The organism is Amycolatopsis sp. DG1A-15b, assembly GCF_030285645.1.
Lineage (GTDB): Bacteria > Actinomycetota > Actinomycetes > Mycobacteriales > Pseudonocardiaceae > Amycolatopsis.
Map to the genome: position 1 here is coordinate 3,264,065 of NZ_CP127296.1, position 23,775 is coordinate 3,287,839.

The 23,775-nt window shown below is 72.1% G+C and carries 27 protein-coding genes, 1 pseudogene and 1 riboswitch; of the genes and pseudogenes, 7 read left to right on the forward strand and 21 right to left on the reverse strand.

Annotated elements, in window-relative coordinates:
* The first annotated feature begins 99 nt into the window (after positions 1 to 99).
* Positions 100 to 597 (forward strand): GtrA family protein, encoded by a 498-nt coding sequence (locus QRY02_RS15000; protein ID WP_285992131.1) that lies wholly within the window; start codon positions 100 to 102, stop codon positions 595 to 597.
* Here QRY02_RS15000 and QRY02_RS15005 read toward each other — a convergent pair.
* Entirely contained in the window at positions 527 to 2,701 is a 2,175-nt protein-coding gene (locus QRY02_RS15005; RefSeq protein ID WP_285992132.1) for a glycosyltransferase family 2 protein, read from the reverse strand. The two genes, QRY02_RS15000 and QRY02_RS15005, sit on opposite strands and share 71 nt — an antisense overlap.
* Positions 2,698 to 3,633: an NAD-dependent epimerase/dehydratase family protein gene (locus QRY02_RS15010; RefSeq protein WP_285992133.1), complete on the reverse strand. Its 936-nt coding sequence runs from the start codon at positions 3,631 to 3,633 to the stop codon at positions 2,698 to 2,700. The genes QRY02_RS15005 and QRY02_RS15010 overlap by 4 nt, the downstream gene beginning before the upstream one ends.
* Before the next feature lie 25 nt (positions 3,634 to 3,658).
* On the opposite strand from QRY02_RS15010, the gene QRY02_RS15015 reads away from it, so the two are divergent.
* Positions 3,659 to 3,910 (forward strand): LuxR C-terminal-related transcriptional regulator, encoded by a 252-nt coding sequence (locus tag QRY02_RS15015; protein ID WP_285992134.1) that lies wholly within the window; start codon positions 3,659 to 3,661, stop codon positions 3,908 to 3,910.
* Here the strand turns inward: QRY02_RS15015 and gcvP are convergent.
* The gene (gcvP, locus tag QRY02_RS15020; RefSeq protein ID WP_285992135.1) at positions 3,885 to 6,779 is read right to left on the reverse strand and encodes an aminomethyl-transferring glycine dehydrogenase; all 2,895 of its coding nucleotides are present in this window, start codon (positions 6,777 to 6,779) and stop codon (positions 3,885 to 3,887) included. The genes QRY02_RS15015 and gcvP overlap by 26 nt on opposite strands.
* Before the next feature lie 174 nt (positions 6,780 to 6,953).
* A riboswitch (glycine riboswitch) is annotated at positions 6,954 to 7,052 on the reverse strand.
* A 42-nt stretch (positions 7,053 to 7,094) separates the two neighbouring features.
* Positions 7,095 to 7,673 carry a MerR family transcriptional regulator gene (locus tag QRY02_RS15025; protein ID WP_020638353.1) on the reverse strand — a complete coding sequence of 193 codons (579 nt, stop codon included), beginning with the start codon at positions 7,671 to 7,673 and terminating at the stop codon, positions 7,095 to 7,097.
* Between the two features lie 279 nt (positions 7,674 to 7,952).
* Here QRY02_RS15025 and QRY02_RS15030 point away from each other — a divergent pair, with 279 nt between their 5' ends.
* Positions 7,953 to 8,585 (forward strand): TetR/AcrR family transcriptional regulator, encoded by a 633-nt coding sequence (locus tag QRY02_RS15030; protein WP_285992136.1) that lies wholly within the window; start codon positions 7,953 to 7,955, stop codon positions 8,583 to 8,585.
* Here QRY02_RS15030 and trxA read toward each other — a convergent pair.
* The 8 genes and pseudogenes from trxA to QRY02_RS15070 form a co-directional block, all read right to left on the reverse strand.
* Positions 8,566 to 8,901, reverse strand: a complete 336-nt coding sequence (gene trxA, locus QRY02_RS15035) for a thioredoxin (RefSeq protein ID WP_285992137.1) — start codon at positions 8,899 to 8,901, stop codon at positions 8,566 to 8,568. The two genes, QRY02_RS15030 and trxA, sit on opposite strands and share 20 nt — an antisense overlap.
* Positions 8,902 to 8,913: 12 nt before the next feature.
* Positions 8,914 to 9,309 carry a MerR family transcriptional regulator gene (locus tag QRY02_RS15040; protein ID WP_285992138.1) on the reverse strand — a complete coding sequence of 132 codons (396 nt, stop codon included), beginning with the start codon at positions 9,307 to 9,309 and terminating at the stop codon, positions 8,914 to 8,916.
* A gap of 42 nt (positions 9,310 to 9,351) precedes the next feature.
* Positions 9,352 to 9,824, reverse strand: a pseudogene (locus QRY02_RS15045) (bifunctional nuclease family protein).
* Between the two features lie 216 nt (positions 9,825 to 10,040).
* Positions 10,041 to 10,787, reverse strand: coding sequence for a transcriptional regulator FtsR (gene ftsR / locus QRY02_RS15050; protein WP_199191655.1), 747 nt, complete (start codon positions 10,785 to 10,787; stop codon positions 10,041 to 10,043).
* A complete protein-coding gene (garA, locus tag QRY02_RS15055) occupies positions 10,784 to 11,248 on the reverse strand; it encodes a glycogen accumulation regulator GarA (protein ID WP_086844851.1) in 465 nt (154 codons plus the stop codon). Before garA ends, ftsR begins: the two co-directional genes overlap by 4 nt.
* 136 nt (positions 11,249 to 11,384) lie before the next feature.
* A complete protein-coding gene (gcvH, locus tag QRY02_RS15060) occupies positions 11,385 to 11,771 on the reverse strand; it encodes a glycine cleavage system protein GcvH (RefSeq protein WP_013226819.1) in 387 nt (128 codons plus the stop codon).
* Between the two features lie 93 nt (positions 11,772 to 11,864).
* Complete coding sequence (gene clsA / locus QRY02_RS15065) at positions 11,865 to 12,482, reverse strand: cardiolipin synthase ClsA (protein ID WP_285992139.1); 618 nt, start codon at positions 12,480 to 12,482, stop codon at positions 11,865 to 11,867.
* 309 nt (positions 12,483 to 12,791) lie between these two features.
* The gene (locus QRY02_RS15070; protein WP_013226821.1) at positions 12,792 to 13,004 is read right to left on the reverse strand and encodes a hypothetical protein; all 213 of its coding nucleotides are present in this window, start codon (positions 13,002 to 13,004) and stop codon (positions 12,792 to 12,794) included.
* 300 nt (positions 13,005 to 13,304) lie between these two features.
* On the opposite strand from QRY02_RS15070, the gene QRY02_RS15075 reads away from it, so the two are divergent.
* Both QRY02_RS15075 and QRY02_RS15080 read left to right on the forward strand, forming a co-directional pair.
* Positions 13,305 to 13,811 carry a hypothetical protein gene (locus QRY02_RS15075; RefSeq protein WP_285992140.1) on the forward strand — a complete coding sequence of 169 codons (507 nt, stop codon included), beginning with the start codon at positions 13,305 to 13,307 and terminating at the stop codon, positions 13,809 to 13,811.
* A gap of 31 nt (positions 13,812 to 13,842) precedes the next feature.
* Positions 13,843 to 14,238 carry a hypothetical protein gene (locus QRY02_RS15080; protein ID WP_285992141.1) on the forward strand — a complete coding sequence of 132 codons (396 nt, stop codon included), beginning with the start codon at positions 13,843 to 13,845 and terminating at the stop codon, positions 14,236 to 14,238.
* Positions 14,239 to 14,242: 4 nt separating this feature from the next.
* On the opposite strand, the gene QRY02_RS15085 is transcribed toward QRY02_RS15080, so the two are convergent.
* Positions 14,243 to 15,946, reverse strand: a complete 1,704-nt coding sequence (locus QRY02_RS15085) for an AMP-binding protein (protein WP_285992142.1) — start codon at positions 15,944 to 15,946, stop codon at positions 14,243 to 14,245.
* Positions 15,947 to 15,960: 14 nt separating this feature from the next.
* Positions 15,961 to 16,803 (reverse strand): crotonase/enoyl-CoA hydratase family protein, encoded by an 843-nt coding sequence (locus tag QRY02_RS15090; RefSeq protein ID WP_285992143.1) that lies wholly within the window; start codon positions 16,801 to 16,803, stop codon positions 15,961 to 15,963.
* A 137-nt stretch (positions 16,804 to 16,940) separates the two neighbouring features.
* Here QRY02_RS15090 and QRY02_RS15095 point away from each other — a divergent pair, with 137 nt between their 5' ends.
* Together QRY02_RS15095 and QRY02_RS15100 are read left to right on the forward strand one after the other, a co-directional pair.
* Positions 16,941 to 17,816 (forward strand): alpha/beta fold hydrolase, encoded by an 876-nt coding sequence (locus tag QRY02_RS15095; RefSeq protein ID WP_285992144.1) that lies wholly within the window; start codon positions 16,941 to 16,943, stop codon positions 17,814 to 17,816.
* A 12-nt stretch (positions 17,817 to 17,828) separates the two neighbouring features.
* A complete protein-coding gene (locus QRY02_RS15100) occupies positions 17,829 to 18,395 on the forward strand; it encodes a DEAD/DEAH box helicase family protein (protein ID WP_285992145.1) in 567 nt (188 codons plus the stop codon).
* A gap of 100 nt (positions 18,396 to 18,495) precedes the next feature.
* Here the strand turns inward: QRY02_RS15100 and cobA are convergent, their stop codons facing one another.
* The 7 genes from cobA to rpmB all read right to left on the reverse strand — a co-directional run bounded on the left by cobA (position 18,496) and on the right by rpmB (position 23,762).
* Positions 18,496 to 19,716, reverse strand: coding sequence for a uroporphyrinogen-III C-methyltransferase (gene cobA, locus QRY02_RS15105; RefSeq protein WP_285992146.1), 1,221 nt, complete (start codon positions 19,714 to 19,716; stop codon positions 18,496 to 18,498).
* 47 nt (positions 19,717 to 19,763) lie between these two features.
* Positions 19,764 to 21,650, reverse strand: a complete 1,887-nt coding sequence (locus tag QRY02_RS15110; protein ID WP_285992147.1) for a vWA domain-containing protein — start codon at positions 21,648 to 21,650, stop codon at positions 19,764 to 19,766.
* Positions 21,647 to 22,708 (reverse strand): ATP-binding protein, encoded by a 1,062-nt coding sequence (locus QRY02_RS15115; RefSeq protein WP_285992148.1) that lies wholly within the window; start codon positions 22,706 to 22,708, stop codon positions 21,647 to 21,649. The genes QRY02_RS15110 and QRY02_RS15115 overlap by 4 nt, the downstream gene beginning before the upstream one ends.
* A gap of 94 nt (positions 22,709 to 22,802) precedes the next feature.
* Positions 22,803 to 23,057 carry a 30S ribosomal protein S18 gene (gene rpsR, locus QRY02_RS15120; protein WP_285992149.1) on the reverse strand — a complete coding sequence of 85 codons (255 nt, stop codon included), beginning with the start codon at positions 23,055 to 23,057 and terminating at the stop codon, positions 22,803 to 22,805.
* The gene (gene rpsN, locus QRY02_RS15125) at positions 23,054 to 23,359 is read right to left on the reverse strand and encodes a 30S ribosomal protein S14 (protein WP_285992150.1); all 306 of its coding nucleotides are present in this window, start codon (positions 23,357 to 23,359) and stop codon (positions 23,054 to 23,056) included. The genes rpsR and rpsN overlap by 4 nt, the downstream gene beginning before the upstream one ends.
* Entirely contained in the window at positions 23,359 to 23,526 is a 168-nt protein-coding gene (gene rpmG / locus QRY02_RS15130; RefSeq protein ID WP_285992151.1) for a 50S ribosomal protein L33, read from the reverse strand. Before rpmG ends, rpsN begins: the two co-directional genes overlap by 1 nt.
* Positions 23,526 to 23,762 (reverse strand): 50S ribosomal protein L28, encoded by a 237-nt coding sequence (rpmB, locus tag QRY02_RS15135; protein WP_285992152.1) that lies wholly within the window; start codon positions 23,760 to 23,762, stop codon positions 23,526 to 23,528. The genes rpmG and rpmB overlap by 1 nt, the downstream gene beginning before the upstream one ends.
* Between the last annotated feature and the right edge of the window lie 13 nt (positions 23,763 to 23,775).

The window sequence follows — 23,775 nt, forward strand, 5'->3', positions numbered from 1 at the left end:
TAGATCACGTGCTGATGAAGACCTGGCAATGAGCTGTGAATCTCCTATGCGTAGGGGGGTCGGACGGCGGCGCGGCCGGCCCGCGGGGAGGATGGAGGCATGACGACCGTAACCAACGGCGTGCGGCCCCGCACAGCGGAGAAGACCCGCCGCCGCGGCTGGGCCCGGCTGGCACGCGCCGCCACGACGTCCGTCGCGGCCACGGTCCTCAGCCAGGTCGTCCTGCTGGCCGTCCTCGCCGCCGGCGGGGTCCCGGCGCTGGCGAGCACGCTGGCCTGGGCGGCCGGGGCGGTGCTGAACTTCCTGGTCACGCGGCGCTGGGTGTGGGGCCGCACCGGGCGGCCGCGCGTCCGGCGCGAGCTGCTGCCCTACCTCGCGGTGATCGGGCTCGGCGGGCTGGCGTCGATCGGCCTGACCACCCTCGCCGGCTCGCTGCTGACCCCGCTGGGCCTGCCGCACTTCTGGTGGGTCGTGCTCGTCGACGGGGCGTACGTCGCCAGCTACGCGCTGGTGTTCGCCGTCAAGTTCACGCTGCTCGACCGGTTCGTGTTCGGCCGCGGCGCAGCACGTACCCCCGCCACCACGTCCCGGTCATGACCCGGGCGTAGTTGGCGCCGTAGACCAGGCTGCCACCCTTCTTGCTCTTGCCCGCCTTGCGCAGCCGCATGCTCATCGGCAGCTCGACGACGCGGGCGCCGCGGGCGGTGACGCCGAGCAGCAGCTCCGACGACTGGTACTGCGGCTCGCGCAGCGGGACCGAGCAGGCCAGCTCCGCCCGCATCGCGCGGAAGCCGAACGACGTGTCGGTGATCCGCCGCCCGGTCAGCACCGACGCCAGCACCGCGAACACCCGCACGCCGAGCCACCGGACGCGGCTGTCGGCTTCCTCGTGCCCGAGCCGCCGGGACCCGGTGACGAAGTCCGCGGTGCCGTCGACGACCGGACGCACCAGTGTTTCGAGTTCGCTGTTGTCGTACTGGCCGTCGGCATCGGTCGTCACGATGTACTCGGCCCCGGCGTCCGCCGCGAGGTGGTAGCCCAGCCGCAGCGCGGCGCCCTGGCCGCGGTTGCGGGGCGCGACGCACACGTACGCGCCGTGCGCCTCGGCGATCGCGGCCGTGTCATCGGTCCCGCCGTCGACGACGACGAGGACGTCCACCCGCATGCCGAGGCACTCGTCCGGCATCTTCTCCAGGACTTCGCCGATGCCGCCGGCTTCGTTGTAGGCGGCGATGACGACGGTCAGCGGCGCCAGGGCCGGCTCGGGGTGCCGGCCGCGGAAGTCGTCGAGGGCACCGGAATCGACGTCGTCGGGGAAAGCGGCGAGCCGTTTCCGGCTCGCCGAGGTCAGCGTGGTGAAGCCGAGCGCCCCGGCGACGGGCAGCAGCACGAGCGCCGGGATCTGGTAGCGCCAGGAGAACTGGAACACCGCCGAGGCGAACAGCAGGAGGAGCCCGCTCGACGCCGCGAGCAGCGCCCCCGCCCGGGCCCGGTCCAGGGGCTTCCTGCGCCGGACCACCGTCAGCAGGCCCAGCAGCGCACCGATGCCGAGCACCCCGCCCGAGACGTACCCGCCGTCGAGCTGGTAGTCGCGGAGGATCTTGGCCAGTGGCTGATCGACGCTCGCGACGACACCGTCGTTCTGCAGCGTGACCAGGTCGATCAGGGACTGGTCGGCCCACTGCGGGTAGCTCAGCTGGAACTGCCACCGGTCCAGGGGGACGTCGGTCGGGCCCTGCTCCCGCGTCCAGGCGAAGCTCTTCGCGAAGTCGTCCAGGATCGCTTCGGCGACGTCGCCGGGCTGCTCCTTCAGGACGTCGACGGCGAACTCGTGGGCCAGGGCCGCCTTGTCCGCGCCGGGGGGCAGCGGGCCCGGCCAGTTCGGGTCGAGGTCGGCGTGGGTGTAGTTGTCGACGAGCCGCTTTTCGCGGGGCTCGGCCGGGCAGAACACCCGCAGCACCGGGTCGAGGTGGAGGTTCGCGCAGTCGGCGACGGCGGCGGTCCGGCCGTAGAGCATGTTCCCCGACGGTCCGCTCAGACCCCACTTCCCGGTTTCCGCGTGCACCCGCGCCGAGTACGGCACCAGGACCGCGAGCAGGCCCAGGAGGCCGACGCCGGCCCGGCGCCAGCCCGCCCACTGCCGCCACGCTCCCCCGGCGGCGACGAGGAAGACCAGCAGCGGAACGACCAGGGAGATCCCGATCAGCCGCGTCAGCACGCCGAAGCCGAGCAGCAGGCCCGCCGCGCCGGCGCGCTTCCAGCCCGGCGTGCCCCGGCCGAGCAGCAGCCAGAGCAGGCCGAGGAGGACGGCCTCGAACGTCACCTCGGACATGATGTTCTGCTCGATCTGCAGCTGGTAGGCGTCGAGCAGCACCGGGGCCGCGGCGAGCGCGGCGACCCACGGCCGGCCGCCGAGGCGCAGGACCAGCGCGTAGACGCCGATCGCGATGAGCACCCCGCCGGCGTGCTGCACCGCCGTGACCCAGGCGAGCCCGCCGACGGCCAGGAGCGGCCGCAGCACCAGGTCGTAGCCGATCGGGTCGAGCTGGTCGGCGCGCAGCGCGTGCAGGTTGTCGATGTAGCGGAACGAATCGATGAACAGCAGCGCGGGCCGGTAGGCCAGCCAGGTCAGCACCCGGAGCGTGATCGCCGGGACGAGGAGCAGCAGGAGCAGCCAGTGGCGGCGGAGAAACCCGCTCACGGCGTCTTGAGGCCGGAGAAGTACTTCCACGCCGTGGCCAGGCCGTCGATGAGGGAGACCTCGGGCCGGTAGCCGATGGTCTCCGCGCTCGCCGAGACGTCGACGACGACCGCGGGCATTTCCCCGGCCGGTGCCGCGACGTGGTCGACCGGCAGTGCGGCGCCGGTCACCTCGCGCACGGCTTCGACCATCTCCAGCACGGACACCGAGCGCCCCGCGCCGACGATCGCGCGGCCCGAGTAGCCGCTGTCGAGGGCCAGCAGGACCGCGCGTACGACGTCGTCGACGTGCACGAGGTCGCGGCGCTGGCGGCCGTCGCCGTAGACCCGGACGCCGGTGCCGGTCAGCGCGGCCCGCATCATCCGCGGCACGAAACTGTCCTTGTGGGACATTCCCGGGCCGTAGACGTTGGTGAACCGCAACGCACACGTCGTCATGCCGTACGCCCCGGCGTAGCCCGACAGCAGCATTTCGCACGCCGCCTTGGTGGCGCCGTACGGCGTCAGCGGGCGCAGCGGCAGGTCCGGGGTGATGGTCGCGGTGCCCACGTCGCCGATCACCGCGTTGGTCGAGGCGAGCAGGAACTTCGGCACCTCACGGCGGCGCGCGAGTTCGAGGAGTTCCTGGGTGACCAGGACGTTGTCGGCGAAGGTGTCCTCGGGCAGTTCGACCGACTTCAGCACCGACGTCAGCGCGGCGAGGTGCACGATGCCCGCGGTCCCGCCGGTCACGGCCTGCTCGCGGACGGCGGCTTCGCGGAGGTCGCCGGTCACCACGTGCACGCCGTCGCGGTCTTCGGGGAACGGCACCCGGTCCACGACGGTGACCGGGACGCCCCGGTCGCGCAGGGCGCGCACGACGGCCCGGCCGATGAAGCCGCTGCCGCCGGTCACGACCACGGACGTCCGATCAGGACCGGTCCCACTCACCATGGGCGTCAACCTACCCGGCGTTCCTGTGCGCCCGCAGTGCGCGTACGCAGAACTGCGCACGGCCGCCGGCCCGGCTTTTTCCGCGCGGGACCGCGAGCTGGTCGGCCTGCTCGCACCGCACGTGGCCCAGGCGGCGACCGACGGGGAAGTCGCCCGGCACCTGGGGATCAGCCCGCGGACGGTGCAGAAGCACCCTCAGCTGATCTACCGCGAGCTCGCCCTGACCAGCCGCGCCGAGCTGAGGGTCCGCCTCACCCGCGGAGCGGGGAATCCGTGAAGGCCTCCGGTGGCGGGCAGGAGCAGACCAGGTTCCGGTCGCCCGCCGCGCCGTCGATGCGGCGGACCGGCGGCCAGATCTTGGGCTCGCCCGGACCGGCCGGGAACACCGCCGTTTCGCGGCTGTACGGCCGGTTCCAGTCGCCCGCGACACAGCGGGCCGTGTGCGGTGCCTGCCGCAACGGCGAGTCTTCGAGGGGCCACTCCCCCGCCGCGACCCGGTCGATTTCGGCGCGGATCGCGATCATCGCCGCGCAGAAGCGGTCAAGTTCGGCGAGGTCTTCGCTCTCCGTCGGCTCCACCATCAGGGTGCCCGCGACCGGGAAGGACATCGTCGGCGCGTGCAGCCCGTAGTCCGCCAGCCGTTTCGCGACGTCGTCGACCGTGACGCCGGTGGCCTTCGTCAGCGGCCGGAGGTCGAGGATGCATTCGTGCGCGACGAGCCCTTCGCGGCCGGCGTAGAGCACCGGGTAGTGCTCGCCGAGGCGACGGGCGACGTAGTTGGCGTTCGCCACCGCCACCAGCGTCGCGCGGCGCAGGCCGGGAGCGCCCATCATCCGGACGTACGCCCAGGAAATCGGCAGGATCGACGCGCTGCCCCACGGCGCCGCACTGACCGGGCCGACGCCGGTGGCCGGGCCCGCCGCCGGCTGCAGCGGGTGGTTCGGCAGGAACGGCGCCAGGTGCGCGCGGACCCCGATCGGGCCGACACCCGGCCCGCCGCCGCCGTGCGGGATGCAGAACGTCTTGTGCAGGTTGAGGTGCGAGACGTCGGCGCCGAAGCGGCCGTACTGGGCGACGCCGATCAGCGCGTTCAGGTTGGCGCCGTCGACGTACACCTGCCCGCCCGCGTCGTGCACCGCCGCGCACACCTCGCCGACGGTGTCTTCGTAGACGCCGTGCGTCGAGGGGTACGTGAGCATGATCGCGGCGAGGTCGGCCCGGTGTTCGTCCACTGTGGACTTCAGGTGGGCCAGGTCGATGTTGCCGCGCTCGTCGCAGCGGACGACGGCCACGCGCATGCCCGCCATCACCGCGCTGGCCGCGTTCGTGCCGTGCGCGCTGGCCGGGATCAGGCAGACGTCTCGCGCGTGCTCGCCGCGTGAACGGTGGTAGGCCCGGATGGCGAGCAGGCCGGCGAACTCGCCTTGGCTGCCGGCGTTGGGTTGCAGGGAAACCGCGTCGTAGCCGGTGATCCGGGCGAGCCAGGCGCTCAGGTCGGCGGCCACGGCCAGCAGCCCGGCGGCGTCTTCGGCCGGCGCGAACGGGTGCAGGCCGGCGAACTCCGGCCAGGTGACCGGCTCCATCTCCGCGGTGGCGTTGAGCTTCATGGTGCACGAGCCCAGCGGGATCATGCTGCGGTCGAGGGCGACGTCGGAGTCCGCCAGCCGCCGCAGGTAGCGCAGCATCGCGGTTTCCGAGCGGTGCGCGTGGAACACCGGGTGCGTGAGGTAGTCGCTCGTGCGCCGCAGCGGCGCCGGAAGCGCGTCCGCGGTGTCCGCGTCAAGCCCGTCCACATCGGACACCGAGACGCCGAACGCCTTCCACACGCAGGAAAGCCGCTCGCGGGTGGTGGTTTCGTCGCAGGCGATGCCGACGTGGTCCGCGTCGATCCGGCGCAGCGAGATGCCGAGGTCTCGAGCGGCTGCAACGATGGTGTCCGCCCGGCCGGGCACCGCGGCGACGACCGTGTCGAAGAACTCGCCGTGCACGACGTCGACACCGCCCTCGGCGAGGCCGGCGGCCAGCACGGTGGCCATCCGGTGCGCCCGCAGCGCGATCGAACGCAGTCCCTCGGGCCCGTGGTACACCGCGTACATCGAGGCCATCACCGCCGGCAGGACTTGTGCGGTGCAGATGTTCGACGTCGCCTTCTCGCGGCGGATGTGCTGCTCGCGGGTCTGCAGGGCGAGCCGGTAGGCGGGCGTGCCGTCGGCGTCCTTCGAGACGCCGACCAACCGGCCGGGCAGCTGCCGCTCCAGGCCTCGGCGCACCGCGAGGTAGGCGGCGTGCGGGCCGCCGAAGCCGAGCGGGACGCCGAACCGCTGCGTCGAACCGACGGCGACGTCGGCGCCGAGCTCACCGGGCGGCCGGAGCAGGGTGAGGGCGAGGGGGTCGGCGGCGACGATCACGGCCGCGCCGTGCTTCTTGGCCTCGCCGATGGTGCGGTCGAGCTCCCGGACCGCACCGGACGCGCCGGGGCAGGACAGCAGCACGCCGAAGAAGTCGCCGCCGAGCCCCAGCCCGGTCAGCCCTTGGGAAAGGTCTTCGACGACCAGTTCGATGCCGAGGGGCTCGGCCCGGGTCCGCAGCACGGCGAGGGTCTGCGGCAGGGTGTCTTCGTCGACGACGAACCGGCGGGACGTCGCCCGCCCGGCCCGGCGCACCAGCGTCATCGCCTCGGCGGCCGCGGTGGCCTCGTCGAGCAGGGACGCGTTGGCGACGGGGAGCCCGGTCAGGTCCGCGATCACGGTCTGGAAGTTGAGCAGCGCTTCGAGCCGTCCCTGGGAGATCTCGGGCTGGTAGGGCGTGTAGGCGGTGTACCAGGCCGGGTTCTCGAGCACGTTGCGCCGGATGACGGGCGGGGTGACGGTGTCGTGGTAGCCGAGCCCGACCATCGAAGCGGTCGGCCGGTTGCGCCCGGCCAGCTCACGAAGTTCAGCGAGCGCCTGCGCTTCACTCGCGGCGGGCGGCAGTTCGAGTGGCTCGGCGGACTCCCGCAGCGACGACGGCACGGCTCGTTCGGCGAGTTCGTCGAGGGAGGCGACGCCGATGACGTCGAGGATGTGGCGGAGTTCGTCCGGGCGGGGCCCGATGTGCCGGTCGGCGAAGGGAAGGCCCTGTTCCAGGGAGGCGAGTGACGGATCCACGAGACCTCCTGGGGACAGCGGGGGTGGACCGGGACGGCGATGTCCTGGTCCTCCCCGCTCTGTCCGTACCTCCCGGAGGAGGCGCCTGAGAGTTTCGCCCGCGTGGTTGAACCGGGCTTGCACCGTCGGCGGGGCCATCAGGCTGTGTCCTGACGACCCGCTTTCCAGAGGCGTCTCGTCCGCGCGGTCCAGGGTGCCTGAGAGGTTCCGGGGAGGACTTGCTCCTTCGGCGCCGAGCTCAAGGTGTGACTCGGACTCTCCCGCGCGGATTCGTCGACCGCACGGTGAACCTTACTCTGCCTGCCGCAGTGGTGATCAACCGGTCTTGCGGGCGTTGCGGCGCTGGGTGAGTTCGTCCGGTTCGTGCGTCTCGACGATGCCGCCGTCGGCGCGTTCGGCTTGGAACTCGTGGATGGTGCCGCTGATCTCCTGCATCGCACCGCTGACGGCGATGCCGAAGACGCCCTGGCCGCCTTGGAGCAGGTCGACGATCTCCTCCGGCGAGGTGCACTCGTACACCGTGGTGCCGTCGGAGAACAGTGTCACCCGGGCCAGGTCGCGGACGCCGCGGAGGCGCAGGTGGTCGACCGCGACGCGGATGTTCTGGAGCGAGACACCGGTGTCCAGGAGCCGCTTGACGACCTTGAGGACCAGGATGTCCTTGAAGGAGTACAGCCGCTGCGAGCCGGAGCCGTGCGCGGTGCGGATGCTGGGCGCGACCAGTTTGGTCCGGGCCCAGTAGTCGAGCTGGCGGTAGGTGATCCCGGCGATCTGGCACGCCGCCGGACCCCGGTAGCCCACCAGCTCGTCGGGCAGCGAATCGTCGGGGAACAGCTCCCCCTGCTCACCAGTCGCGACCTCGACAGGCTGCTTCTCGGAACCAGCCTCGACCACGCAAGCCTCCCCTCGCCCGACCTGGCGGCCGGCGAATGACAGCCGGACGGTCCCAGGAGTGGGACCCGCCGGAGATCAATCGCCACGGTCCGGCCCCAGACCGTGAATCACACCGTGGCGATTTACCTTCTTCGACGGTAAGCGCCCGGACAGTGCCGGTCAACGCGACGCGCGGCAAGCCTCAACGGTCGACTGAGCCTTTGAGCCGTTCGCCGTACCCCCGACAGTGGCTCGTCAAACCCGGTGGACACTTTTTACTCAGTCAGGTAACTTTTACTCATGCAAGTAAACCCCGACCTCATGGCCGAACTGGGCCTCAGCGTCACCGAGGCCGCGCGCCGGGCGCAGATCATCGGCGCGACCATCGGCGTCCTGGCCGACCTCGGCTACCGCCGGACCACCTTCGCCAAGATCAAGGAGCGCGCCGGGCTCAGCAGCACCCGGCTGATCTCGTACCACTTCACGAACAAGGCCGGCCTGATGCAGGCCGTGCTCAGCACGGTCATCCAGACCAAGAGCGCGTTCCTCACCGAACGCACCGGCGGCGGCCTCGACCCGGCCGACCGGCCCGGCTACCTGCGGGCGCACATCGAGACGTCGATCGCGTTCCTGCGGGCCTACCCGGAGTGCGTCCGGGCGCTGACGGAACTGGCCGCCAACGCCGACGACGCCGACGGCTGGGTGATGACGAAGGTGCTGGTCGACGACCTGCGCGTGCACGGCCTGGCCCGGCAGCTCAAGCAGGGCCAGGCCGAGGGCCTGTTCGGCGCCTTCACGCCCGAGGTGATGGCGATGTCGATCGCGCAGGCCATCGACGGCGTCGCCGCCGCCTACGCGGCCGACCCTTCGCTGGACCTCGAAACGTACGGGCGCGAAGTGGCGGACACGTTCGTCAAAGCGACGGCGCCTTGAGGACCCGGTCGAGCCGGTCTTCGATGCGGGCCTTCGGGAACGCGCCGACGATCGTCTCGACCGGCTCACCGCCGCGGAAGAGGATCATCGTCGGCAGCGACATGACCTGGTAGGAGCGGGTGGTCTCCGGGTTCTCGTCGGCGTTGATCTTGCGGACGGCGAGCTCGCCGGCGCGCTCGGCGGCCAGTTGCGCCAGCACCGGGCCGACCATCCGGCACGGGCCGCACCAGGTGGCCCAGAACTCGACGAGCACCGGGACGTCACTGCCGAGGACTTCGGCGAAGGTCGCATCGGTGATGTCAGCAACTTCGGACATGGCAGGGCTCCTTCACGGGCGCGGGGATTCGGGCACGACACACGGATCGGGCGCCTGCCGGGCCAGGGCGGTGGCGAGTTTCGCGGCCAGCTCGCCGCGGATGCCGCCGAGCCGTGCGAGGAGCGCGTCGGCTTCTTCGAGCTTGCGGCGGTAGACCTCGATCGAACTCGCACAGGAGTCGCCGGTCTCGTGGCCGCTGCGCAGGCACTCGACGAACGGGCGGGTTTCGTCGAGGGTCAGGCCGACCGTCCGGAGGGTCTGGATCTCCTTGACGAGCTGGAGGTCGTCCTCGTCGTACTCGCGGTAGCCGTTCGCCGTGCGCCGGGCCTGCAGCAGGCCTTGGTCCTCGTAAAACCGCAGCGCACGGGTGGTGACACCCGTGCGCTGCGCAAGTTCTCCGATCCGCATGCCGTCGACGCTAGACGTTGACGTCCGCGTCAAGGCAAGTTCTCAGGTATCGGCTCCCCGGAAGTCTTCGGGCGACACGGAGTCGAGGAACTCGCGGAACTTCTCGACTTCGTCTTCCTGCTCGTCCGGGATGATGAGGCCGGCTTCCTCCAGCACCGAATCCACGGCGTGGATGGGGACGCCGATCCGCAGGGCCAGCGCGACCGAGTCGCTCGGCCGGGCGGACACCCGGATGTCGCCGTCGAACACGAGCTCCGCGAAGAACGTGCCCTCCTTCAGGTCGGTGATGACGACCTGCTCCAGCTCCCGGCCGAGCGCTCCGATGACCTCTTTCAGCAGGTCATGCGTGAGCGGGCGGGCGGGGCGGACCCCTGCTGCTCCAAGGCGATGGCAGTGGCTTCGACCGAGCCGATCCAGATCGGCAGGTACCGTTCGCCCTCGGTCTCCCGCAGCAACAAGATCGGCTGATTCGCGGGCAGCTCGACCCGCACACCGACGACGCGCATTTCGCTCATCGGGCTTCGCCTCCCTCTCGTGCGCACGGGCTGCAGCGCTGAACCGGCTTCACGCCCATACTCCCGACGCTACCCGTCATCCGTGCGCTGTGCTCGCTGTCCGGACTCTCTCGGTTCGCCTGCCGCAAACCCGTGCCTTCACGGTACGGCATGCGGTGCCGAACATTCAGTCATTGACATGGGACCGCAAAGAGGATCTCACTGTCCCGTTATCGATCAACACCCGGAGACGCCGCGGATTCCGGCCTTGACGAGGAGCGTGTGCAGGGTCACGGACAGCGCCGCCAGCTCCCGCACCACCTCGTCGGCCCGGGCCTTGGCCTCCGGGTCGCGGTGCCGGTACACCGGCGTCACGATCTGCTCCAGCAGCCCGACCTCGCGGTCGGCCGCGGCGCGGAAGGCACGCAGGTGTCTCGGCTCGATCCCGAATTCGGTCATCGCCTTGACCGTCCGCGCGACCAGCACCGCGTCCGGGTCGAAGAACCCGGCGGGACCGGGCCGGACCAGGCCGTACTGCTGCAGCTCGGCCAGTGCCGGCGCGTCGATGCCGGCCTGCTCCAGGAGCTCCTCCTGGGTCAGGCGCAGCTCCTTGCCCGCGGTGAAGTCGTCCGCCACCGGCAGGCCGACGTTCTCCGCCGGTGCGTCGATCGGCACCAGCCGGCGCGGCGGGCGGGGCAGGGCCGCGGTGGGCCCGGCCCCCGAGTCCGCCGCGTCCAGCTGTTCCTTGATGACCTTCAACGGGAGGTAGTGGTCCCGCTGGGCGGCCAGGACGAACCTCAGTCGCTCCACGTCCGCCGCGGCGAACTGCCGGTAACCCGACGGCGTCCGGCCCGGTTGGACCAGGCCTTCCGCTTCGAGGAACCGGATCTTGGAGATGGTGACATCGGGGAAGTCGCCGCGCAGCTGCGCGAGGACCGCCCCGATGCTCAATCCGTGGTTCTGTGGCCGCCCGGCCGCCGTCACTGCGCCCCCTGGCCCCCGTGCCCCGGGCCGGTCAGGAAGACCAGGCGGAACTTCCCGATCTGCACCTCGTCGCCGCCGGCGAGCACCGCCTGGTCGACCGGCTCGCGGTTGACGTAGGTGCCGTTGAGGCTGCCGACGTCGATGACGACGAACTCGCCGCCTTCACGCCGGAATTCGGCGTGCCGGCGGGAGACGGTGACGTCGTCGAGGAAGATGTCGCTGTCCGGGTGCCGCCCGGCGCTGGTGGTGTCGCGGTCGAGCAGGAACCGCGAACCCGCGTTCGGCCCGCGCTTCACGACCAGCAGGGCAGAACCCGCGGGCAGGGCGTCGACACCCTGGACCGGGGCTTCCGGGGCGGGCTCGCGGCCTTCGGCTTCGGCCAGGAAATCGGCCCGGAAGACAGAGGTCCGCTCCGGAGACTGCTCCGGGGGAACGCCGCCGGGCCCGTCGTTCGTGCTCACCTGAGCTCTCCTCCACACATGCTGTGTTGCCAGTACTCAAGAACGTGTAGCTGCCAACGTACCGTGCCTGATCGATTCTCCGAGCCCCGGCTCCCCGAACCGGCGCAGCGCTGGTCCGACCGGGTGGGCGCGGGGTTCAGCCCTTGGTCAGGGCGTCGTACGCCTCGGCTTCGAGCAGGGCTTCCAGGCCCGCCGGGTCGTCGAGCCGGATCTCGATCAGCCAGCCCTCGCCGTAGGGGTCGCTGTTGATCAGCTCGGGCGAGTCGGCGACGGCGTCGTTGACCGCGACGACCTCCCCGTCGACCGGCGCGAACAGCTCGGAGACGCTCTTGGTCGACTCGACCTCGCCGAAGACGTCGCCCGCGCTCACCTGCCTGCCGACGTCGGGCAGGTCGACGAACACGACGTCGCCGAGCTGGTCCTGCGCGTACTCGGTGATGCCGACGCGCACGAGGGTGTCCTCGCCGCGGGTGGCGACCCACTCGTGTTCCTCGGTGTAGCGAAGCTCTTCAGGAGCGGACACCGCCGGTCCCCTTTCATGCCCTCACTGGCGAAAAGTGTTGGGCGAAGTCTTACACCCACACGGCGCAGCCGCCCGCCACGACCCGGGGAAAGCTCATTCCGCTCCGGCGTCGCGCAGGGCGTTGCGCGCCTGCACGACGTAGAGCACGCCGGACCAGACGTAGAGGACGGCGCCCCAGATGGTGAAGGCGTAGCCGATCGGCCGCGCGACCGCGGCGACGTCCGAGCCGCCCTGCGCGAGCAGCAGGAACGGGAAGGCGTACATCAGGACGAAGGTGGCGCCCTTCCCGATGTAGGTGACCTCCGGCGGCGCGAAGCCGCGGCGGCGCAGGGTGACGACGCAGACCCCGAGCACGGCCTCCCGCAGGACGAGCGGGACGACGACCCACCACGGGATGATGTCGCGCACGAGGAAGGCGACGAGGGTGGCGAGGATGTAGAGCCGGTCGGCGGCGGGGTCGAGCAGCTGCCCGAGCCGGGACATCTGGTTGAGCCAGCGGGCGAGCTTGCCGTCGAGCCAGTCGGTCAGGGCGCTGAAGACGAGCAGGGCGAGCGCCCAGCCGTCTTCTTCCGGGCCGAGCAGCAGCCAGAGGAAGACGGGCACCCCGGCCAGCCGCAGCAGGGAGAGGATGTTGGGGACGTTCAGGGCCTGCCGCAGCAAAGACGGCTCGGCATCCGCCTGAGCGGCGGGTTCGGGGGCGGCTGTGCTCACCGGGCCATTAAACAGCGGTACGGGCCCGGGCCGCCCGGTGGTGCGGCCCGGGAGCGTGCCGGCCGGCGGGGGCATCCCGGCTCGCGGACGGCGGATCGGCGGCGGGTGCGCACCGCTCGATGCGGCGGCCGGTGTGGCGCGGGCGCCTCTGCGGCCGGCAGCCCCCTCCGGCTCGTACCCGCTGCCCGCCGGGCTCGAGGAGACGGCGCGGCGCCCCGGCCGGGCCACCCGATCGTCCGGTGGCCGGCCCCGAGGCGCTCCGGCGCAGGTCGGGCGCGAAGCCGGGCCGCCCCCGCGGCCCGGTCCGGGTCAGCTCGCGCGGCGGCGGTGGCTCCACCCGCGTCGCTGCAGCTCGGCGCTGGTCAGCGACTCCGGGCGGCCTCGGTAGTCGGTGCCCATCCAGCGGGCGCGGCCGGCTCGGCCCTCGAGGACGTACGGGCGGCCGCAGCACCAGACCACGGTGCTCGGGACGGTCGGCGGACTGGACGGGTCTTCGGTGCTGGTCACAGCGTCGGCGTTCATCGCTCTCACGGGTTCGGGACGGGGATTCGGGACGGGGAAGCCCTTCGGCCTCCACCAAGATCTTCGGCGCGCGCGGCCGGATTGTTAACCGTCGCGGCGCGAATTAGACCGATCGATTCTTGATGACAGCGGGAGGTTTCGGAGCGTGAACGGAATGTTAATCGTCCATTGTGGACACCATTCGGGAGGCCACCGGACCGGCCCGCCGGCCCGCTGTTGTAATCTCCGGCACACCCGTGGGCGCGTCGCTCCACCGGGCCCAGGACGACCGGACCAGCCGGCCGGGGAGGAAGGATCGCGGTGCCCCACCCGACCACCACGAGGACGTGGCTCGTGGCCTGCCTCGCCCTGCCCGCGCTCGCCGCCTGTTCCGGCGACCCCGCCGCGCAGGCTCCCCCGGCCCCGCCGTCCGCCGCCGCCTCCTCGTCCGTGCCGACGTCGGCCGGCACCCCGCCGCCGCCACCACCGTCCCCCGGCGGCAGCGAGCCCGCGCCCGCCCCGGCGACCAAGCCGTCCGGGCCGCCGCCGTCGGTGCCCGGGTCGTGCGGCACCGTCACCGCCGCCAGCGGGCTCACCCTCTACGTCTTCGACAGCGGGTCCGCCGGGGTCAGCTGCGTCTCGGCGACGAAGCTGGTCGGCGACTTCCACCGCAAGATCGCCGGGCGCCAGGGCGCCGGCTCGAACGACGCGGTGAACGAGACCGTCGACGGCTGGCTGTGCACGTCGGGGCCGCCCGCCGCCCAGGGCGGCACCACCTGCACCAAGGGCGAGCAGACGGTCTTCGCCGCCGTCGTGCCGTCCGAATGACTCCGTTCCTCCTCGCGCTCCTGAAGGGTCCATGAAGACACTCGCCTACCCCCTGCTGCTCGTCGCCGCGGCCGTCACGCTGGCCGGCTGCGGCAGTGACCCGGCGCCCGCCGCGCCTTCTTCGGAGGCGGCCGTGCCCGCCGCGGCCGCGGCGGCCGGGTCGACGGCCCCCGGCGTGCCGTGCGGCGACGTCACCGGTACGGGCGGCGCGAAGACGGCGGTCGTCGCGCACGGCAAGGTCGACTGCACCGCGGCGGCGAAGCTGCTGAAGGACTACTTCGCGAAGCTGACCCCGGCCGAGGCGAACGACGCCGACGGCCCGGGCCCGATCGTCCTCGACGAGTGGACGTGCGGCAGCGGCCCGAACGACCCGGTGACGGCGTGCTCGACCGAGGACGGCCGCCAGGTCGAGGGCACCCGCAGCTGAGCCGTCAGGACTTGAGGTCGGGGAAGTCCTCCTCGCGGTACTCCGTGCCCTCCGGCCGCTTCGGGTCGCTCTCGCGGCCCCGCAGCTCGACGCGGCGGATCTTGCCCGAGATCGTCTTCGGCAGCTCCGCGAACTCGAGCCGCCGGATCCGCTTGTACGGCGCCAGGTGCTCGCGGCAGTACGCCAGGATCGACCGGGCGGTCGCGGCGTCCGGTTCGAAGCCCGACGCCAGCACGACGTACGCCTTGGGCACCGCCAGCCGGATCGGGTCGGGGGCCGGGACGACCGCCGCCTCGGCCACCGCCTCGTGCTCGATGAGGACGCTCTCCAGCTCGAACGGCGAAATGCGGTAGTCCGACGCCTTGAACACGTCGTCGGTGCGCCCGACGTAGGTGAGGTAGCCCCGTTCGTCGATCGAACCGACGTCGCCGGTGTGGTAGAAGCCGCCGGCGAACGCGGCCGACGTGCGGTCGTCGTCGTCCGCGTAGCCGGTCATCAGGCCGACCGGGCGGTGGGCGAGGTCCAGGCAGATCTCGCCCTCCGTGGCGCGCTCGCCGCTGACCGGGTCGACCAGCGCCACCACGAAGCCGGGCAGCGGGCGGCCCATCGAGCCGGGCACGACGTCCTGGCCCGGCGTGTTCGCGATCTGGACGCTGCTTTCGGTCTGGCCGAAGCCGTCGCGGATGGTGACGCCCCACGACTTCCGGACCTGCTCGATCACCTCGGGGTTGAGCGGCTCCCCCGCCCCGACGACCTTCTTCGGCGGTGTCTTCAGCGCCGTCAGATCGGCCTGGATGAGCATCCGCCACACGGTCGGCGGCGCGCAGAAGCTCGTCACGCCGCAGCGGTCCATCTGCGCCAGCAAGGCGCCCGCGTCGAACCGGCTGTAGTTGTAGAGGAACACCGTCGCCTCGGCGTTGAACGGCGCGAAGAAGTTGCTCCACGCGTGTTTCGCCCAGCCCGGCGAGGAGATGTTCAAGTGGACGTCGCCGGGTTCCAGCCCGATCCAGTACATCGTGGACAGGTGGCCCACCGGGTACGAGACGTGCGTGTGCTGCACCAGCTTCGGCTTCGCGGTCGTGCCGGACGTGAAGTAGAGCAGCAGCGGGTCGGCGGCCTTCGTCGGGCCGTCCGGGGCGTACTCGGGCGACTCGGCGAACGCGGCCGAGTACGGCTGCCAGCCCTCGACCGGCTCCCCCACCGCGATCCGCGTGTAGCCGCCCTCGACGCCGTCGAACTTCGGCGCGTCCACCGAGCGGACCACGACGTGCTTGGCCGCGCCGCGCTCGACGCGGTCGGTCAGGTCGGCCGGGCCCAGCAGCGTCGACGCCGGGATGATCACGGCGCCGAGCTTGATGGCCGCGAGGATCGTCTCCCACAGCTCGCCCTGGTTGCCCAGCATCAGGATCAGCCGGTCGCCGCGGCGGACGCCGAGGCCGCGCAGCCAGTTGGCGACCTGGTTGGACCGCCCCGACAGCTCCGGGTACGTCCAGCGGTTCTCGCGGCCGTCCTCCTCGACGATCCACAGCGCGTCCCGCTCGGCGTTGTCCGGGTCGTGCGCGACGACGTCGAACCAGTCGATCGCCCAGTTGAACTCGTCGAACTCCGGCCAGGCGAAATCGCGGTACGCCGTGTCGTAGTCCTCGCGATGGGTCTGCAGGTAGTCCCGCGCGACGCGGAACGCGTGGTGGACTTCCGAAGCGGTCACGCTGCCCTCCTCCGTCATTCGCCCTTGAACTCGGGCGGGCGGCGCTCCATGAAGGCCTGGACCGCCTCGCCGAGGTCCTTGCTGGGCAGGAACGCCGAGTTCCAGGCGGCGACGTACCGGAGGCCGTCGGCGACCTGGCGCTCGGTGTTCGCCGCCAGTACCTGCTTCGTACCCTGCACCACCAGCGGCGGGTTCGCAGCGATCTCGCCGGCGAGTTCGCGCGCGGCCTTCAGCAGGGCTTCCTGGTTCTCGTAGACGTCGTTGACCAGGCCGATCTTCTCGGCGCGGGCGGCGTCGACGTCCTTGCCGGTGAGGGCGAGCTCCCGCAGGTGCCCCTCGCCGATGATCGAGGCGAGCCGTTGCAGGCTGCCGAGGTCGGCGACGATGGCGACCCGGACTTCGCGGACGCTGAACTTGGCGTCGGCGCCGGCCAGCCGGACGTCGGCGGCCGCGATGACGTCGACCCCGCCGCCGATGCACCAGCCGGACACGGCCGCGACGACCGGTTTGCGGCATTCCGCGATGGAGCTGACCGCCGCCTGCAGCGACCGGACCTGGTCGAGGAACGCCGTCCGCGGGCCGGCCAGGCTGTCCCCGCCCAGCATCGGCGCCCAGTCGCCCATCATCGCGGGCAGGTCGAGACCGTAGGAGAAGTGCTTGCCGCTGCCGGTCAGCACCACGGCCCTGACCTGCGGGTCGGCGTCCAGCGCGCGGAACACCAGGGGCAGCTCGCGCCAGAAGTCCGGGCCCATCGCGTTGCCCTTCGACGGGCCGAGGAGCGTCACTTCGGCCACAGGGCCGTCCACGTCGACCTTGAGGGACACGAGGTCGGGCAGACTGTCAGCAGTAGCGGTCATGGGGTCATCTTGACCCATGCCCACGCGGACCCGCCATTGGCACCTTGTCAATTGATTCCCGACGTCACTGTGCCAACCTGGTCGGGGGATGCTTTCCTGAAAGAGACTCACACCACGACCGGGGAGGACGGTGGGACATGAGCCCGGCCAGCGCGACCGCGATCGACCCCGAACCCCCTGCCGCCCCCGTCCGGCGGGCCTCCCGCCCGATCGAGCTGACCGGCTCGTTCGACCACGAGGGACACCGGCTCTGGTACACCGAGTTCGGCAGCGGCGACAAGGTCGTCGTCCTCACCCACGGCATCATGCTGACCCGCCGGATGCACGCGCCCCTCGCGCGCCGGCTGGCCCGCGCGGGCTTCCGGGTGATCACCCTCGACCTGCTCGGCCACGGCGACTCCGACCGGCCGACCGAGTCGTGGCTGTACTCGATGCCCTCGTTCGCCGAGCAGACCCTGGCCCTGCTGGACCACCTCGAGGTGTCGTCCGCCGTGATCGGCGGGACGTCGCTGGGGGCGAACGTCTCGCTGGAAGTGGCGGTGCGGGACCCGTCGCGGGCGCGGGGGCTGATCGTCGAGATGCCGGTGCTGGACAACGCGATCGTCGCCGGGCTGGTCACGTTCGCGCCGCTGCTGATGGCGGCCCGGTTCCTGCCGTTCACGGTGCAGGCGGTGGCACTGGCGGCGTCGGTGGTCCCGCACGGCAACCAGTGGGTCGACGTCGTCACCGACACGCTGTCCCAGCGCCCGGCCCCGATGGCGGCCCTGCTGCACGGGGTGCTGTTCGGCCGGATCGCGCCGCCGAAGTCGGTCCGCCGCAAGATCACGACGCGCGCGCTGGTGATCGGCCACCAGGGCGACCCGATCCACCCGTTCGGTGACGCGGACTCGCTGGCGGTCGACATGCCGGACGCGGAGTTCGTCCAGGCCCGCAGTCCGGTCGAGCTCCGGCTCGACCCGACCCGGCTCTCGGACGCGATCCGCGATTTCGCGGCGAGCTGCTACGAGGACTGAAATGCTTCGCCCATGCCTTTGGTGTGGGTGACCGGCAACGCCGGGGCCGGCAAGTCGGCGGTCTGCGCGCTCCTGAAAGCCCGGGGCGAGCTCGCGGCCGACGCGGACGGGGAGGGCTACCACCACTGGGCGGACCGGACGAGCGGACAGGTCGTCACCGATCCGCCCGACCCCGTGCCGGCGGGCTGGCTCGACCGCTTCGGGTGGCGGATCAGCCGGGTGAAGGTCGAAGCACTGGCGGCGAGGACGGCCAGGGAGATCGCGTTCTTCTGCGGCTGCCCCGAGAACGCGGGCGACGTGGCCGATCTCTTCGACCTCGTGATCTGCCTGGTGGTCGACGACGAAACGCTCCGCCACCGGCTCCTGACCCGCACGACGAACAGCTTCGGCAAGCACCCGGAGGAACTGGCGGCGGCACTCGACGACAACGCCGGCACCGAGTCCGCCTACCGGCGGCTCGGCGCGACGATCCTCGACGGCACCCGGCCGTTGGCCGAAGTCGCCGACGCGATCCTCGCCGCCGCCCACCGGATTCCTTCCCGGATCTCGCGTGATCAGAGGCGGATCTCGCGTGATTGAACACGTAACTCGCGTGATCCGGGCCGGATCACGCGAGTTACGGCCTCAGTCACGCGAGTTCCGGCTTCAGTCACGCGAGTTACGGCTCGCGCGTGCTGCCTCAGGACAGGGGTGCGAGGCCGGCCACCGGGCCGATCACGATCACCGCCGGCGGGCGGACTCCGGACGCCGCCGCGTCCGTCACCACCGTGTCCAGGGTGGACCGGAGACTGCGCTGGGTGCGCATCGTGCCGTCCTCGATGATCGCCACCGGGGTGTCCGCCGGGCGGCCGCCGTCCAGCAGCGCCTTCGCGAACTGCGGGAGCCGCTCCACGCCCATCATCAGCACGATCGTGCCCTTCATCCGGGCCAGCAGCTCCCAGTCCACCAGGGACCGGTCGTCGCCCGGGGCGACGTGGCCGGAGACCACCACCACCTCGTGGGCCACGCCGCGGTGGGTGACCGGCACGTCCGCCACCGCCGGGACCGCGAACGCGCTCGTGATGCCCGGGACCATCGTCACCGGGACGCCCGCCTCGGCGCAGGCCAGCACCTCTTCGAAGCCGCGGCCGAACAGGTACGGGTCGCCACCCTTGAGGCGGACGACGAACTTGCCCTCCTTGGCGCGCTCGATCAGCGTGCTGTTGATGACGTCCTGGCTGGCCGCGCGGCCGTACGGGATCTTCGCCGCGTCGACGATCTCCACCTCCGGCGCGAGTTCGTCGAGCAGCTCGCGGGGGGCCAGCCGGTCCACCACGACGACGTCCGCGCGCGACAGCAGGCGCCGGCCGCGGACCGTGATCAGCTCCGGGTCGCCCGGGCCACCGCCGACCAGGGCCACCCCGGGCAGCGTGCCCTCGGGGTGCGGCCGGCGGCCGTCCTCGATCGTGCCGTTGTGCAGGCCGTCGAGCATCGAGTCGCGCACCGCGGCCGAGCGCAGCGGCTCGCCGCCGGAGAGCACGCCGAACAGCAGGCCACCGTGGCGCCCCGACGCGGGCGTCACCGCGGAACCCGACTCGCCCTCGTCGGCACGGACGCAGAACACCCGCTCCCGCTCGGCCTCGGCGCAGACGGCCGCGTTCACGTCGGGATCGTTCGTGCAGGCCAGCGCGTACCAGGCGTCGCGAAGATCACCGGAAGCGTAGGGGCGTTCGTGCCAGACGAGCTCGCCCGCGTCCACCATCCCCTGCACGGACGGCGTCGTGTGGGGCGACACCAGTTCGACGCGGGCCCCCGCGCCGATCAGCCGGGGCAGGCGGCGCTGGGCCACGGAACCGCCGCCGATCATCACGACACGGCGGCCGGTGAGCTGGAGGCCGGAAAGGTAGTGCGGGTCGTCCATGGCCGGGAGTTTATTGGCGGTTCACCCGGACGCCAGCCCAGCGTGGGTCACGCCACCCGGAACACCGGCCCGCGGGCTACGAACGGCAGCCGCGCGCCCCGCGGCACCAGGTACGCGTGCTCCCGGCGCGACCGGACGTGGTCGCACTGCGCGTCGGTGATGATCAGGATCGGGCCGTCGGCCGGGAAGTCGTCCGCCCGCTGGAGCAGGTCGACGCCGGGCTGCAGGACCGTGCCGCCGCGGCCGCGGACCTTGACGCGGCCCGCGATGTCCTCCACCGCGAGGTACCCGGCGTCGTAGGCGACGGCGTCGCAGAACACCACGCGCGCCGCCGGGACGTCCCGGGCCAGCGCGTACGACGCGATCGCGCCCAGGGCCTTGCCCAGCAGCTCGGCGTTCATCGACCCCGAGGTGTCCAGCACCACGCCGAAGGTGACGCGCCGGTCGAGGCGTTCCGGGCGGACGCGGCCCGGGCGCGGGATGTCCGGCGTCGCCGACTGGCGGCGGGACGCCCGCGCGTAGCTGCGCACCGGCAGCTCCACCCGGACGTGCTCGTCGAACCAGCGCGCGAGCTGCGCGTCCCACGGCAGCGGCGGGTGGTCGAGGGCCCGGATCTCCTGTTCCAGCCCGGCCGGCAGCAGCCCGCGGCCCTGGGCGTGGTGGTACTCGAGGCCCTGGGTGAGGGCCCGGCGGTAGAACTCGTCGAGGTCGACCCCGCCGGCCCGGTCGCCGTCGCGCCACGGCCGGGGCTTGGCCCCGGCCCGCCGCGACGCCCGGCGCTGCACCGCGTCCGGTTCGGACAGCCAGTCGCCCAGCACGTCCCCGGCTTCGCGCGAGCCCAGGGTCAGCAGCTTGCGCGCCCGCCGGATGTCGGTGGTCAGCGTGTCGTACACCGACTCCGCGGACATCCCGGTGAGCTGCTGGTCGTGCAGGCAGCCGTGGGGCAGCTCGCCGACGCCCATCGAGACCAGCCAGCCGTTGATCACGTAGTCGCAGGCGACGTTCCACAGGTACGGGTCGCGGCCCAGCGCGCGGCGGTCGTGCCGCAGCGCGGCGTGCAGCATCTCGTGGGCCAGCACGAACCGCCGCTCCTCGGCGGTCAGCGCGGCCGCCGGGTTGACGTAGACCTCGCCGTGTTCGGCGTCGACCGCGGCCAGGGCGATGTCCCAGGCGCGGACGACCTCGGCGTCGACGACCAGGGTGAACCCGGCGGCGACCGCCCCGAGCAGCGGGAACGACGAGACGAACCACGCCAGGGCGCGGTCCCACTCCCCCATCGCCCGGCGGTGCCGGGTCTGGCCACGCGCGTCGGCGGCCCGTTCCATGGCCTCGGTAGCCGAGGCGATCAGCCCGCGGGCGAACCGCTCGGTCCACGGCTCCGGCTTCCCGTGGTACTGCAGCTGCCAGCGGGACATCGGCTCCGCGAGCGCCAGGCACGGCCGGCCGGTGCCCAGGTCGGTGAACGGCGCCGGCACGCCCGCCTCCCGCCAGGCCCGGGTCAGTGCCGGCTCCTCGGTGCCGGGCAGTTCGGGCAGGTCCAGCACCGGTGTCCCGACGTGGATCGCCTCGGCGAACCGGTGCACGGCGACGCAGCACGCGGCGGCGTAGACCGGGTCGACCTCGCGGCCCGGGGTGACCGCCTCCGCCTCGGTCAGCCGGTCGTCGTCGAGGTGGCCGAGGCCGAGGTGCAGCAGCAGGTGCGCGAACACCCAGGCCCACTCGCCCGGTTCGGCGTCGCGAGCGCGGTTCGGGGTGATGACGCCGCGGTCGGTGACGACGGCCCAGCGGCCGACGCCGGTCAGGCTTTCCTTGCTCAGGCTCGCCCCGCGGGCCAGGTGATCCAGGACGGTGTTCGACCGGACCTCGGCCCAGCCGTCCTCGATCGCCTTGCTCCGGCGCTCGCGGCGCTGGGCTTCGACGCGAGCACTGCTCATGCGCGCGCCGCCACCAGCCGGGGGAGGTCACGGGCCGCTTCGACCAGGAACCACGACGGCAGCCGCGGGTTCCCGGCCTCGTCGTCGGCGATGACCAGCTGCGCCATCTCCAGGGAGATCTCGGCCAGCTCCACGAGCAGGCTCTTCGCGCGGAAGGCGAACTGGCGCACGGCCGCCGACGCGTGCCGCCTGTCCGCGGGCAGGTCCTTGCCCAGCCGCGCGCGGAAGGTCTCGGCGAGGAAGTAGAGCAGGTCGCGATCGCCCGGCTCGGCGGGCCAGCGCGCGTCGCCCTTGAGGATCGCCTCCAGGTCGAAGGCGTGCCGGGCCACCTTGAGGTACGCGCGGAAGGCGCCGGCGTGTGCCGGGGTGAGCGTCGCGTACGCCAGCAGCGCGACCGTCTCGTCGTCGGCCGGGTCGCCGGCGGAGTGCAGAAGGTCCGAGAGCATGTGCCACGACCGCGGCGTCGAGAACGGCTCCTCGGTCTTCGGCGGCGGGCTCCACAGGTGGTCCGGGCGCTGGGTGAGGTACTCGATCACCCAGGGGTGGATGCCGTTCCCGGCGGCCCAGGCGAGCCAGTCGCCCGGCGCGGCGCGCAGGTGGACGTGCACCAGGCGGTTGACCAGGGCCGAGGCCATCGGCCGGGCCAGGGCCTGGTCGGTGGCGCGGTTGCCGGCGCCGATCACGACCGAGCCCGGCGGCAGCTCGTACGAGCCGATGCGGCGGTCGAGGATGAGCGAGTAGAACGCCTTCTGGACGTCGGGCGCGGCGGCGTTCAGCTCGTCGAGGAACAGGCAGTACGGCTCGTCGCGGGCGATCTGCTCCGGCGGGCAGAACCGGCTGCGGCCGTCGACGATCTGCGGGACGCCGATGAGGTCTTCGGGCGCGAGCTGGGTGCCCACCAGCGATACGCACTCGAGCCCCAGCGAAGCCGCGAAGTCGCGCACCAGCGAGGACTTCCCGATCCCGGGCGCGCCCCAGAGGAACACCGGCCGCACGACGGCGGTGGTGAGCAGGAGCTCGGGCAGCCGGGCGGGCGTGACCGTGAGCTGGGCGTGCAAGCGCGGACCTCCTGGTTGTCAGGACATCCTTCTCGCGACGCCCCCTTTCGGACGCCCATGGTCGCGCACCGCCCGGTGTGCGCGCACTCGAATTTCAGCTCGCGCGGCCCGCGGCCGGGTACGGCAGCAGGGCCATCTCGCGGGCGTTCTTGATCGCCGTGGCGACCTGTTTCTGTTGCTGCGGCGTCAATCCGGTGACCCGGCGGGCCCGGATCTTGCCGCGGTCGGAGATGAACTTCCGCAGCAGATCGACGTCCTTCCAGTCGACTTGCGCGATCTTGTTGGCGCGCAGCAGGTTCACCTTGCGCTTGGCGGGACGGTCGCGGTGCGGCTTCGGCATCCGGCTCACCAGCTCGACTTCGCGACGCCGGGCAGCTCACCGCGGTGCGCGGCCTGCCGCATCTTGACCCGCGACAACCCGAACTTCCGCAGGTAACCGCGCGGACGGCCGTCCGCGACGTCGCGGTTGCGGATCCGCGTCGGGCTCGCGTCGCGCGGCAGCTTCTGCAGCGCGACGACCGCCGCGGCCTTGTCCCCGGCCGACGAGCCGGGCGAGGCGATGACGGCCTTGAGCGCGCGACGGCGTTCACCGAACCGCGCGGCGATCACCTTCCGCCGCTCGTTCTTCGCGATCTTCGACTTCTTGGCCATCAGCGCTCTTCCTTGAACTCGACGTGCTTGCGCGCCACGGGGTCGTACTTGCGCAGGACCATCCGGTCCGGATCGTTCCGGCGGTTCTTCTTGGTCACGTACGTGTAGCCGGTGCCCGCGGTGGACCGCAGCTTGATGACCGGCCGGACGTCGGTGCTCTTCGCCATTACAGCTTCACCCCCTTCGCCTTCAGCTCGGCGACGACGGCCTCGATGCCGCGCTTGTCGATCGTCTTCATGCCCTTGGCGGAGACACGCAGCCGCACCCAGCGGCCCGCACCGGGCACGAAGTAGCGACGGTTCTGCAGGTTCGGCTCCCACCGCCGGGACGTGCGGCGGTGGGAGTGCGAGACCTGCTTGCCGTAGCCCGGCTTGCGGCCGGTGACCTGGCAGACGGCGGACAAGGACCCTCCCGAG

Excerpts from the sequence above, each read along its gene's own strand:
- QRY02_RS15000 (WP_285992131.1), top strand. The coding sequence starts at position 100 with ATGACGACCGTAACCAACGGCGTGCGGCCCCGCACAGCGGAGAAGACC.
- QRY02_RS15010 (WP_285992133.1), bottom strand. The coding sequence starts at position 3,633 with ATGGTGAGTGGGACCGGTCCTGATCGGACGTCCGTGGTCGTGACCGGC.
- QRY02_RS15030 (WP_285992136.1), top strand. The coding sequence starts at position 7,953 with ATGCAAGTAAACCCCGACCTCATGGCCGAACTGGGCCTCAGCGTCACC.
- trxA (WP_285992137.1), bottom strand. The coding sequence starts at position 8,901 with ATGTCCGAAGTTGCTGACATCACCGATGCGACCTTCGCCGAAGTCCTC.
- QRY02_RS15040 (WP_285992138.1), bottom strand. The coding sequence starts at position 9,309 with ATGCGGATCGGAGAACTTGCGCAGCGCACGGGTGTCACCACCCGTGCG.
- QRY02_RS15070 (WP_013226821.1), bottom strand. The coding sequence starts at position 13,004 with ATGAACGCCGACGCTGTGACCAGCACCGAAGACCCGTCCAGTCCGCCG.
- QRY02_RS15080 (WP_285992141.1), top strand. The coding sequence starts at position 13,843 with ATGAAGACACTCGCCTACCCCCTGCTGCTCGTCGCCGCGGCCGTCACG.
- QRY02_RS15090 (WP_285992143.1), bottom strand. The coding sequence starts at position 16,803 with ATGACCGCTACTGCTGACAGTCTGCCCGACCTCGTGTCCCTCAAGGTC.
- QRY02_RS15095 (WP_285992144.1), top strand. The coding sequence starts at position 16,941 with ATGAGCCCGGCCAGCGCGACCGCGATCGACCCCGAACCCCCTGCCGCC.
- QRY02_RS15100 (WP_285992145.1), top strand. The coding sequence starts at position 17,829 with ATGCCTTTGGTGTGGGTGACCGGCAACGCCGGGGCCGGCAAGTCGGCG.
- cobA (WP_285992146.1), bottom strand. The coding sequence starts at position 19,716 with ATGGACGACCCGCACTACCTTTCCGGCCTCCAGCTCACCGGCCGCCGT.
- QRY02_RS15110 (WP_285992147.1), bottom strand. The coding sequence starts at position 21,650 with ATGAGCAGTGCTCGCGTCGAAGCCCAGCGCCGCGAGCGCCGGAGCAAG.
- rpsN (WP_285992150.1), bottom strand. The coding sequence starts at position 23,359 with ATGGCCAAGAAGTCGAAGATCGCGAAGAACGAGCGGCGGAAGGTGATC.
- rpmG (WP_285992151.1), bottom strand. The coding sequence starts at position 23,526 with ATGGCGAAGAGCACCGACGTCCGGCCGGTCATCAAGCTGCGGTCCACC.